The 11,939-nt window shown below is 29.8% G+C and carries 12 protein-coding genes; 2 read left to right on the forward strand and 10 right to left on the reverse strand.

The genetic code is table 11. From position 1 onward, the window contains the following. Positions 1 to 85 precede the first annotated feature (85 nt). Both groL and groES read right to left on the reverse strand, forming a co-directional pair. Entirely contained in the window at positions 86 to 1,705 is a 1,620-nt protein-coding gene (gene groL / locus AC2JAQ_RS13895) for a chaperonin GroEL (protein ID WP_488456954.1), read from the reverse strand. A 54-nt stretch (positions 1,706 to 1,759) separates the two neighbouring features. Beyond that, the gene (gene groES, locus AC2JAQ_RS13900; protein ID WP_488456955.1) at positions 1,760 to 2,044 is read right to left on the reverse strand and encodes a co-chaperone GroES; all 285 of its coding nucleotides are present in this window, start codon (positions 2,042 to 2,044) and stop codon (positions 1,760 to 1,762) included. Positions 2,045 to 2,426: 382 nt separating this feature from the next. Here groES and AC2JAQ_RS13905 point away from each other — a divergent pair, with 382 nt between their 5' ends. Both AC2JAQ_RS13905 and AC2JAQ_RS13910 read left to right on the forward strand, forming a co-directional pair. Beyond that, positions 2,427 to 3,068 (forward strand): TIGR01906 family membrane protein, encoded by a 642-nt coding sequence (locus tag AC2JAQ_RS13905; RefSeq protein ID WP_488456956.1) that lies wholly within the window; start codon positions 2,427 to 2,429, stop codon positions 3,066 to 3,068. Between the two features lie 127 nt (positions 3,069 to 3,195). Then, a complete protein-coding gene (locus AC2JAQ_RS13910) occupies positions 3,196 to 3,501 on the forward strand; it encodes an HNH endonuclease (protein WP_488456957.1) in 306 nt (101 codons plus the stop codon). A gap of 77 nt (positions 3,502 to 3,578) precedes the next feature. Here AC2JAQ_RS13910 and AC2JAQ_RS13915 read toward each other — a convergent pair whose 3' ends face one another. From AC2JAQ_RS13915 to AC2JAQ_RS13950, 8 genes are all read right to left on the reverse strand, one after another. Beyond that, on the reverse strand, positions 3,579 to 4,517 hold the full coding sequence (locus tag AC2JAQ_RS13915; protein WP_488456958.1) for a DNA-3-methyladenine glycosylase family protein: 939 nt from the start codon (positions 4,515 to 4,517) through the stop codon (positions 3,579 to 3,581). Positions 4,518 to 4,526: 9 nt separating this feature from the next. Continuing rightward, positions 4,527 to 4,931 (reverse strand): C-GCAxxG-C-C family protein, encoded by a 405-nt coding sequence (locus AC2JAQ_RS13920; RefSeq protein WP_488456959.1) that lies wholly within the window; start codon positions 4,929 to 4,931, stop codon positions 4,527 to 4,529. A 254-nt stretch (positions 4,932 to 5,185) separates the two neighbouring features. Next, positions 5,186 to 5,686 (reverse strand): signal peptidase I, encoded by a 501-nt coding sequence (locus AC2JAQ_RS13925; RefSeq protein ID WP_488456960.1) that lies wholly within the window; start codon positions 5,684 to 5,686, stop codon positions 5,186 to 5,188. Between the two features lie 324 nt (positions 5,687 to 6,010). Beyond that, on the reverse strand, positions 6,011 to 7,711 hold the full coding sequence (locus tag AC2JAQ_RS13930; RefSeq protein WP_488456961.1) for an ABC transporter ATP-binding protein: 1,701 nt from the start codon (positions 7,709 to 7,711) through the stop codon (positions 6,011 to 6,013). A 258-nt stretch (positions 7,712 to 7,969) separates the two neighbouring features. After that, positions 7,970 to 8,818, reverse strand: a complete 849-nt coding sequence (locus AC2JAQ_RS13935; protein WP_488456962.1) for a 3-hydroxybutyryl-CoA dehydrogenase — start codon at positions 8,816 to 8,818, stop codon at positions 7,970 to 7,972. 113 nt (positions 8,819 to 8,931) lie between these two features. Then, on the reverse strand, positions 8,932 to 9,939 hold the full coding sequence (locus AC2JAQ_RS13940) for an electron transfer flavoprotein subunit alpha/FixB family protein (protein ID WP_488456963.1): 1,008 nt from the start codon (positions 9,937 to 9,939) through the stop codon (positions 8,932 to 8,934). A gap of 21 nt (positions 9,940 to 9,960) precedes the next feature. Further along, complete coding sequence (locus AC2JAQ_RS13945) at positions 9,961 to 10,740, reverse strand: electron transfer flavoprotein subunit beta/FixA family protein (protein ID WP_240298804.1); 780 nt, start codon at positions 10,738 to 10,740, stop codon at positions 9,961 to 9,963. An 18-nt stretch (positions 10,741 to 10,758) separates the two neighbouring features. Next, a complete protein-coding gene (locus tag AC2JAQ_RS13950) occupies positions 10,759 to 11,898 on the reverse strand; it encodes an acyl-CoA dehydrogenase (protein ID WP_423239083.1) in 1,140 nt (379 codons plus the stop codon). Positions 11,899 to 11,939 lie beyond the last annotated feature (41 nt).

The raw sequence follows: 11,939 nt of genomic DNA on the forward strand, positions 1-11,939 counted from the left end.
ATCCTTTTAAAGGATATTGTGTAATTATATTCAAAATAATTAATTTCATAAAAAAAGGATGGCATTTAATTGCCATCCCTCTTTATTAATACATTCCGTCCATTCCCATACCTGCACCTTGAGGCATTTCTTTTTCTGGAATATCTGCTACAGCAGCCTCTGTTGTTAAGAATGTTGATGCTATTGATGATGCGTTTTGAAGAGCTGATCTTGTAACCTTAGTTGGGTCAACAATACCTGCTTTAAGCATGTTTTTATATTCTCCTCTTAAAGCATCAAATCCTATACCTGCTTCACTATTCTTAACATTTTCTATTATAACTGAGCCTTCTAAACCTGCATTATGAGCTATTTGTCTCATTGGTTCTTCTAAGGCTCTTACGATTATATTTATACCAACTTGTTCATCTTGAACATCTGAAGTTAACTTAGCAACTTCATTTATTACATTTACATAAGCAGTTCCACCACCTGGAACGATTCCCTCTTCAACAGCTGCCTTTGTAGCTGCTAAAGCATCTTCTATTCTTAACTTACTTTCCTTAAGCTCAGTTTCTGTAGCGGCACCAACTTTAACCACTGCAACTCCACCAGCTAGTTTAGCTAATCTTTCTTGTAATTTTTCTCTGTCAAATTCAGAAGTAGTATCTTCTAATTGAATTTTTATTTGACTAATTCTATTTTTAATTTCTTCTGAATTTCCTCTTCCATTAACTATTGTTGTATTATCTTTAGTTACCTTAACACTTTCAGCTTCTCCAAGCATATCTAATGTAACTTCTTTTAAATCTCTTCCTAATTCATCAGATACAACAACTCCGCCTGTTAAGATAGCTATATCTTGTAACATCTCTTTTCTTCTATCACCAAATCCTGGTGCTTTAACAGCGACGCAAGTGAATGTTCCTCTTAATTTATTAACAACTAATGTTGTCATAGCTTCGCCTTCTATATCATCAGCTACTATTAAAAGCTTTCTACCTGCTTGAACTATTTGCTCAAGTATTGGTAATAAATCTTGAATATTACTTACTTTCTTATCAGTTATTAATACTAATGGATTATCTAAAGTAGCTTCCATTTTTTCTGTATCTGTTACCATGTAGGCTGATACATATCCTCTATCAAATTGCATACCTTCAACCACATCTAACTCAGTTCCCATTGATTTAGATTCTTCTACAGTGATAACTCCTTCGTTACCAACCTTCTCCATAGCAGCTGCTATTAATTCACCAACTTTTTCATCAGCAGCTGAGATAGCAGCAACCCTAGCAATATCTTCTTTTCCATTAACAGGTTTAGAAATTTTCTTTATTTCTTCAACAGCAGTTTCAACAGCAAGTCTAATTCCATTTCTTATTAATATAGGATTTGCTCCTGCTGTTACATTTTTTAATCCTTCTCTTATGATAGCTTGAGCTAAAAGTGTAGCTGTAGTTGTTCCGTCTCCCGCCACATCATTAGTCTTAGTAGCCACCTCTTTAACAAGTTGAGCTCCCATATTTTCATAAGCATCCTCAAGCTCAATTTCTCTTGCTATTGTAACTCCATCATTTGTTATAAGTGGTGATCCAAATTTTTTATCTAAAATAACATTTCTTCCTTTTGGTCCTAATGTAACTTTAACAGTGTTAGCTAGTTTATCTACACCTGCCTGCATAGATTTTCTTGCTTCTTCACCAAATAATAATGTTTTAGCCATATTAATCTACCTCCCAAATTTATTATAAATATCTAAATCATCTATATGTTCAAATTATTGAACTATTGCAAGTATATCATCTTGTCTTAATATAGTGTATTCTTCACCTTCGAACTTAACTTCCGTTCCTGCATACTTAGCGCATAAAACCTTATCTCCAACCTTAACTTCCATCTCTGTTCTTTTTCCATCTACTATTGCTCCTGGCCCTACTGCTACAACTTCTGCTTCCTGTGGTCTTTCCTTCGCAGTTCCAGTAACTATTATACCGCTTTTAGTAGTTTCTTCTGCCTCTAATCTTTTAATGACAACTCTGTCTCCAAGTGGTTTAATATTCATTCAAAAAACCCTCCTTAAAAATGCTATTTAATCATTCAATTTTTAGCACTCTTAATTACAGAGTGCTAATTCTTATTAATATAATATAATTTACCAGTTGTAAATTCAATAACTAAATTTGTTAATTTACAATATGTTATTATTATTTCTTACTTTTGCTTTAAATTATCTTTAGTTTTCTGTAATATCCTCTAGTTTTCTTTTAATATCTTTTTTAGCTTAATTATAGCTTTTATTTATTAATTCTAGACAATTTCATCTTTATTAATACATCACACACTATAGATTAATACTAAGTTTATTCTTGAAATATGTCTTCTTTGATTAATATTTTATAAAAAAGTCTAGAATTACTAAAAACAGTTATTTTAAGGAGTAAATAATGATTAGAATCTTAAAAGATATCCTATTTTCTTTATATTTATTAATTAGTTCAATAATATTTTCTGTTCTAATAACACTTAATATTTCTCCATTACTATATTCATTCTTTTTAAATTTTAAAGGTCTATCATCAGTAAACAACCTTAGTAAAAATCAAATTATGAATGATTATAATAATATAATTCACTACCTAAACTCTCCATATGAAACTACTCTTAAGTTTGAAAATTTTAAAATGAGTCCTACTGGAGAATATCATTTTTTAGAAGTAAAAAATATTTTCACTTCTGTCTATTTAGCTGCATTAGCTTGTTTAATAATAGGAATAATATTATTTATATTATTAAAAAAATTAAAGTTTAAAATCTATTTAAATGCATTTAATTTATTTTTTTATGAAGTTTTGATTATTTGTTCTCTTATACTTTTAGGATTTTATTTTAATTTTTCAAAAGTATTTACTTTATTTCATAAAGTTTTCTTTAATAATGACTATTGGATATTTGACCCTAAAAAAGATCCAATAATAAATGTTTTACCAGAATCATATTTTTTATTCTTAGCAACAGTAGTAATACTTTTAGTACTATTATTTTCAATAATTTCTAAAGTATTTTATTCTTTTAAAAAAAGTCTTTAATCTTTTTTCCTTAAATTATAGAATAATTCTTCTTAAATTTTCAAACTATTAAAGTAACGACTTTTTAAATTTTAAATACATATATTATAATATTTATAAGTATTCTATTATTTAAGGTGTGATGAATATGAATAAAGAAACTCATATATGTGATCTTTGTGAAAGGAAAGTTCCTACAATCACAGAACATCATCTAATTCCTCGTGAAAAAGGAGGAAGATTTGAAGAAACAGCGTGGCTTTGTGTACCTTGTCACAAACAAGTACATGCTTTATATAGTAATTATGAATTAGCTGTTAGACTTAACTCTATACAAAAGCTCAAAGATGACGAGAAGATAAAACGTTACTTAAAATTTATCAAAAAACATCCTGGAGATGCTAATTTTACTATAAAACAATCAAAAGCCATTCGTAAAAAAGGTCGTTATTAATAAAAGAGTAGATTATTAGCTTCTCAAACTCAAAGTTTATAAAGCTCTTAGTCTACTCTTTTTCTCATTAATCTAAACTATATTTTTATTCCATTTTCTCTTGCATAATAGAATAAATATTGTTGAGCGAATCCTGAATACTCTCCAAATCTTTCTCTTGCAAAAATTCTTATCTTATTTAATGAAGCATCATCTGCACCATAAAAATGCATCATAGCTCTTTTAACCCAAACATCAACTGGGAAAGCTGAACTTTTTTTCATAGAGAATAGCATTATGCAATCTGCTACTTTTGCTCCTACTCCCATAAACTCTTGAAGTCCTTTATGGCATTCATCAGCATCCATATTTATTATCTTTTCTAAATCATATTTTTCTAATATTTCAACTATATCCTCTTCTGGAGCTTCAAGCATTCCTTTTTTAGCCAATTCACAATTATATATCTTTTGAGTTGTATCATATATGTATTTGCTTCTAAATGATGCACCTGTTTCTCTTATCTCATCTATTGAAGCCTTAGCTAAGCTCTCCGGTGTCGGGAAAGCATAATAAGTATTTCCTTTATATTCTATAGCACTTCCCCATTTTTCACTAATTTTTTTTATAGTTTTTGATATTACAGGTATGCTATTTCTTGCTGATATTATAAATGAAATAACTAATTCAAAAGGTTCTTGATTTAATATTCTTATTCCATACCCAAACTCTACAGCACTTTTTAATGTATCATCCCAAGATAAAGCTTCCTTAACCTTTGAATAATCTCTTTCTAAATCAAAATAATCTACCCAAATATTTTCAAAATCATCTTTATTAGTATTGTATATTATTACATCATCACCCTCTTGAGCAACTTCTATTACTTTTCCAAAGGCAACACCGATGTATGAACCACTCTCTGTTCTTTCCCATCTAAAACACTGTCCACACTCAAAAGTTTGTTTTATATTAAAATTTTTTACATCTTTTAATATTACTTTTTCCTCTCCGTATTCTACACTTTTAAAGTCCATTTGTTTCACCTATCTTTCTCTTCTTACGATTTCATCTAAAGCTTCTGCTGCTGTTTCTATCATAACTATACATCTTCTATCATCGTCTTTTTTATACTTAGCCTTTAACTCAGTACAATTATAATCTCCTAATTTATCATAAAACTTTTCCATAAATTCCTTTGTTAAAGCTCTTATCTGTGGACTCTGATGCCCTCTATCCTCAGTAAACATAACTCCAAGTATTCCTGCTGCTCCTGTGGCTGCTCCACATACATGACCTATAGCTAATCCTCCGCCAAAAGAAGACATAACCTTTAAAGTTTCTTTTGATAAATTTAAATTATATTCTTCATTTGCAGCATACATTATGCATTCTGCGCAATTTAAATCGTGTTTTTTATCCCACTTTTCTCTTGCTTTTTCAACTAACATATTATCCCTCCAAAATAAAGTTTTATTAATTATATCAACATTTATCTTATAGTTATTATAAATGAAAAAATTTCTGTTTCAAAATTATACACCCATAAGATAAACTAGCTAAAATTCATATTTAAAAACATTATTTATAAAACCTTATGTCAATAATATTATACTAATAAAAATTATTAATAAATAGTCTTTTTATACAAATCAAAATAAAAACATGGATAGGTGTTCTATCGAATCACCCTCCATGTTATAAACTAAGCCTTCAATACTTTTTTCTTATCCCCTTTAAAAGTATCCCAAAGAATACTTATTGCAATTAATACCATAAGTCCAGATATAACTATAGGCTTTGATAAAAATACTGTGACATATCCTAGAAACGGTATGTGAAATAAAACTTTTCCTATTAGATCTTCCTCTTTAACTATTTCAGTATCCTCTGCGTTGTTATTATCACCTTTTGTTATGAATCCTTCTTCATTTTTTTCTATAATTCTATGAGTAACAGTATTTCCTTCATATTTAAAAGTTATTATGTCTCCAGGTTCAACCTGATTCATTTTAGCACTCTTAACAATAGCTAAATCTCCTGTCCTAATCTCCGGTTCCATACTTCCACTTAATATAGAATATGTTCTAAAACCAACAGCCTTAAATATTGCATCTGACTTGCTCATAAAGTTGTTTATTAATATAAGAACTAACATACCTACAACTATATAATATATTGTATTACCTATCTTTTTATTACTCATAAACTCACCCTTACTAAATCTTGAATATAAATGCAATTGCCCTATTATATTTATATTCAAATATTATGTAAAGTATGACTATTTATAAATATTTCACTTTTTAAATACATTATTTTAATTTCATTTTTGAAAGTTCTTAAAATAAAAAATTGTTATATCAAAACTTTAAATAATAAAACTTACAAATAATATAGAGAAAATATCTAGACGAATTTTTCGGAGTAATAACTACAAATTCTTAGTGAAATCTAGTAATTTTCTAAATATATTTATAAGTTTTATTTTAACTTGCTTTTAATACAACCTCTTTTGACCTAAAATATTCTATAGATTATGAAGATGACTATAAACTCCTCCAAGCTTTATAAGCTCTTCATGAGTTCCTCTCTCTTCTATTCCCTTATCTGTTAATACAATTATTTCATCAGAATTTTTAACAGTTGAAAGTCTATGTGCAACTACAAGAGTTGTTCTATCCTTACTTAATTCTTCTAAGGCTTTTTGTATTTCATATTCAGTGACATTATCTAAAGCTGAAGTAGCTTCATCTAATATTAGTATTGCAGGATTCTTTAAAAATACTCTAGCTATTGCTATTCTTTGTTTTTGACCACCGGAAAGCTTAACCCCTCTTTCTCCTATAAATGTATCATATCCATCTTCTAATCCCATTATGAAGTCATGCAGACAAGCACTTTTAGCTGCTTCTATAACTTCCTCCTCAGTAGCATTAGGATTTCCATACATTATATTTTCTCTTATAGTTCCTGTAAATAAGAATACATCTTGTTGAACTATTCCTATGTTTTCTCTTAAAGATTTTAAAGTTACAGTACTTATATCTACACCATCTATAAATATCTTTCCACTTTCATAGTCATAGAATCTAGGAATAAGATTACATACTGTTGTTTTTCCTCCACCTGAAGGTCCAACTAAAGCAACCATTTTACCAGCTTTAATATCTAGATTAAAGTTTTCTAATATGCTTTCCTTATTATCATATCTAAAAGTAACATCTTTTATTGAAATCTTACCTTTTACATCTTTAAGTTCCTTTGCATTAGGAATTTCTTTTTCATTTTCTTCATTCATTATCTCTTCAAATCTCTCAAACCCAGACATTCCATTTTGGAACATTTCATTAAAGTTTATAAGCTTTCTAATAGGTTGTAAGAACATTTTTATATATAATAAATAAGCTGCAAAATCACCAATATTTATTTTCCCTAAATAAGTAAAATATCCTGCTGCTATTAAAACAATAAGTTCAAGCATATCTACAAGGAAAAACATACCTGAAAAATATTCAGCCATAGCCTTATATGCATGTTCTCTAGCCTTTTTAAATATGTTATTACTCTTATCGAATTTTTTCATTTCATAAATCTTATTACCAAAAGATTTTGTTACTCTAACACCTGAAATACTATTTTCTATAGTAGCGTTTACCTCACCAGTTTTAACTCTTGTCTCCTTAAATGCTTTTTTCATTTTATTTCTTTTATTAATAGTATAAAAAAGTAAAAATGGTAAAATAGCAAAAGTAATAATAGTTAGAGGTATATTTATTGTACATAAAATTATAAATGATCCAAGTAACATAACTATTGATATAAATAAATCCTCTGGACCATGATGAGCTAATTCTGATATGTCTAAAAGATCATTTACTATTCTAGACATAATAACTCCAGTTTTATTATTATCAAAATATTTATTAGGCATATCCTGTAATTTTTCAAACAAGTCTCTTCTCATATCGGCTTGCATTCTAACTCCAACTACATGTCCCCAATATTGCATAAAGTAGTTTAATCCTGCTTTAATTAAGAATATTAAAGTAAGTACTATAGCAAAAATAAACAATAATCTTATTTGTCTATTTGGAATAACATCATTAATTATATTTCTTGTGATCATAGGATAAAATAAATCACAAGCAGCAACTAAAAATGCAGCTAATAAGTCTAAAATAAATAATTTTTTATATGGTTTATAATATCGTATAAAATTTTTAAACATATTTCCCCCTTTTAATGATAAAAATTATTAATTAATATTTGTTTTCATTTCTTAATTATAATTAACTTTTAAAATTAAATCAACTAAATAAAAAACCTAAATAATAAAAAGAGGCTGATAAAATATCAACCTCTCTTTACATAACTCAACTAAATTTTAATCATATAAATAGTACCATAACCTACTTATACAAATATTATAATAAATATTTATATTATAAACTATTTAATTTTTATAAACTTTTTTAAAACTTCAATTTTATGCATTGTAGTTGTAGAATCCTCTACCTGATTTTCTACCTAACCATCCTGCTCTAACATATTTTCTTAAAAGACTGTGAGCTCTGTATTTACTGTCTCCAGTTTCTTTAAATAATACGTCCATGATAGCTAAGCAAACGTCTAATCCTATTAAATCTCCTAAAGCTAAAGGTCCCATTGGATGGTTAGCTCCTAATTTCATTGAAGTATCTATGTCTTCAACTGAAGCTATTCCTTCTGCATATATTCCAACAGCTTCATTTATCATAGGGATAAGTATTCTATTAACTACAAATCCTGGTGCTTCAGCAACTTCTACTGGAGTCTTTCCTATAGCTTCTGACATAGCTTTTACTTTGTCAAAAGTTTCTTGTGAAGTAGCCATACCTCTTATTACTTCAACAAGTTTCATTATTGTTGCAGGGTTAAAGAAATGCATTCCTATAACTCTATCAGGTCTATTTGTGGCTGAAGCTACCTCTGTTATTGATAATGAAGATGTGTTTGAAGCTAATATAGTTTCTTCTTTACAGATTTCATCTAACTCAGCGAAAATTTGTTTTTTGATTTCCATATTTTCAACTGCAGCTTCTATAACTAAATCACAGTCCGCAGCTAATCCTAAATCAGTAGTTCCAGTGATTTTTGATAATACTGCTTCTTTATCTTCTTCAGTTATTTTTCCTTTAGAAACTAATTTAGTAAGACCTTTGTTGATTCCAGCTATTCCTCTATCAACAAATTCGTCTTTTATATCTCTAACTATAACTTCATATCCTTTTTGTGCAAATGCTTGAACTATTCCAGCACCCATTGTACCTGCACCAATTACAAAAATCTTTTCCATATTAAGTTCCTCCTAAATACTCTCTCTAATTGGACTTTTCTGACCCATCAGAAAAGCCCTACACCATTAATTGAAAAATTTTATAAGTTTACCCTTGTTATATTATCTATTAATTAAGCTTCTTCCTTCATAGCTTTTAATTGAGCTATGAATTCTGGAATAACTTTGTTTACATCTCCAACTATTGCATAGTCAGCAATTTTCATTATTGGAGCGTTAGCATCTTTGTTGATAGCTATTATCATGTCTGATTCTTGCATACCAGCAGCATGTTGAATAGCTCCTGAAATACCACAAGCTACATAGATATTTGGTCTAACAGTTTTTCCTGTTTGTCCAACTTGATAATCCTTATCTACCCATCCTTTTTCTACTGCTGCTCTTGAAGCTGCTATTGATCCACCTAAAACTTCAGCTAATTCTTTAAGCATAGTGAAGTTTTCCTCTGAACCAACACCTCTACCACCAGCAACTAATATGTTAGCTTCTGAGATATCAACGATATCTTTGTGTTCTTTAACTATTTCAACTATTTTAGTTCTTATATCATTAGCTTTAAATTCTATTTCAACATTTTCTACAGTTGCATCATTTTCTCCTAGTGGAAGTTTTTCGAAAACTCCTGGTCTTACTGTAGCCATTTGTGGTCTGTGATCTGGACATACGATTGTAGCCATTAAGTTACCACCAAATGCTGGTCTTGTTGCTAATAAATCTCCACTTTCAACATCAACATCTAATGATGTACAGTCAGCAGTTAAACCTGTTGATAATCTAGCAGCAACTCTTGGACCTAAATCTCTTCCTATAAATGTTGCTCCTATGAAGATTATATTTGGTTTTTTAGAATTAGCTAATTCACATATAGCTTTAGTGTAACCATCAGTTGTATAATGCTCTAATTCTGGAGAATCAACAACTAATACTTCATCAGCACCATGTCTTGATAAATCTTCAACTAAGTTTTCTACTTTATTTCCTATTAATAACGCTGTTAATTTAGAACCTAATTTATCAGCGATTTTTCTACCTTCACCTAATAATTCTAATGAAACTTTTTGTAATTGACCTTCTCTTTGCTCTGCAAAAACCCAAACGCCATTGAAATCTGCTTTATTCATCTTAAATACCTCCCATAATCCTTAGATGTAGTGTTTTTCTTTTAATTTGCCTAGTACATAAGTAACTGAATCTTTAGGTGATTCTTTAACTATTTCTCCTGCACCTTTAGCTTCTTTAGTCATTGATCTCTTAACTTTTGTTGGAGATCCTTTTAATCCTAATTCAGCTTTATCTACATCTATGTCATCAGCTGACCATACTAAGATTTCATCATCAGATGTTTCAAATATATTTTTAACATTCATATATCTTGGCTCATTTAACTCTTTTATAGCAGTTAAAAGCACTGGAGCTTCAACTTTTATTAATTCATATCCATCTTCTAAAGCTCTATTTACTAATAATCCATCTTCTTCAACTTTAACGCCTTGAACATAAGTTACTTGAGGAATATTTAAATGCTCAGCTATTTCTGGTCCAACCTGTGCAGTATCTCCATCGATAGCTTGTCTTCCCGCAAATATTATGTCATATTCTAATTTCTTTAATGCTCCTGCTAAAGCTTTTGAAGTAGCTAAAGTATCAGCTCCGGCAAATGCTCTATCAGTTATAAGAATTGCTTTGTCAGCTCCCATACATAAAGCTTCTCTTAAAGCTAATTTAGCTTGAGGTGGTCCCATGCTTAGTACAGTTACTTCTGCTCCATTATTATCTTTTAATTGTAATGCAGCCTCTAAAGCATGCTTATCCTCTGGGTTTATTATTGATGGAACTCCATCTCTTATAAGAGTTCCTGTTTTTGGATCTATTTTAACAGCTGTTGTATCTGGCACTTGTTTTAAGCAAACTACTATTTTCATCTCAAAGCCCTCCTAAAATTATCTTAATATGCTTCCTGCGATAACCATTTTTTGAACCTCTGAAGTTCCTTCATAGATTTCAGTTATCTTAGCATCTCTCATCATTCTTTCTACTGGGTATTCCTTAGTATATCCGTATCCACCGAATAATTGAACAGCCTTAGTTGTAACTTCCATAGCTACATCTGCAGCAAATAACTTAGCTCTTGCAGCATCTACTGAATATGGTTTACCCTCTTCTTTTAAACAAGCCGCTTTATATACTAAAAATCTTGCAGCTTCAATTTTAGTATCCATTTCTGCTACCATCCATTGTAATCCTTGGAATGCAGATAATGATCTACCAAATTGTTTTCTTTCTTTCATATAAGCAACAGCTTCTTCTAAAGCTCCTTCTGCTATACCTAATGCTTGAGCAGCGATACCTATTCTACCACCGTCTAGAGTTTTCATTGCTATTCCAAATCCTTTACCTTCTCTTCCGATTAAGTTTTCTTTTGGAACAACACAGTTTTCCATTATTAACTCAGTTGTAGAAGAAGCTCTTATACCCATTTTGTCTTCTAATTTACCAATTGAGAATCCTTCAAATCCTTTTTCAACTATGAATGCTGAAATTCCTCTTGTTCCTTGGCTCTTATCAGTCATAGCAAAGATTATGAAAGTATCAGCAACTCCACCGTTTGTTATGAATATTTTACTTCCGTTTAAGATGTAATTATCACCTTCTAATACAGCTGTAGTTTGTTGTCCTGCAGCATCTGTACCTGCTCCTGGCTCAGTTAATCCGAAAGCACCTAACTTTTCACCTTTTGCAAGTGGAGTTAAATATTTTTCTTTTTGAGCTGGAGTACCAAATTGATCTATTAATGAAGCACATAATGAAGTATGAGCTGAAACTATAACTCCTGTAGTACCACAAACTTTTGATAATTCTTCAACAGTTAAGATATAAGATAAAGTATCTCCACCAGCTCCACCATATTCTTTACTAAAAGGAATTCCCATCATTCCTAATTTAGCCATTTTCTTAACATTCTCCATAGGGAATCTTTCTGTTTCATCAATTTCTGCAGCTATTGGTTTAACTTCGTTTTGAGCAAACTCTCTAACCATTTGCTTAACTAATTCTTGTTCTCTTGTTAATTGAAAGTTCATTTTAATTACCCTCCTTAAATCCACACAACCATTTTTATTTA

Source organism: Clostridium sp. LIBA-8553 (assembly GCF_057782465.1).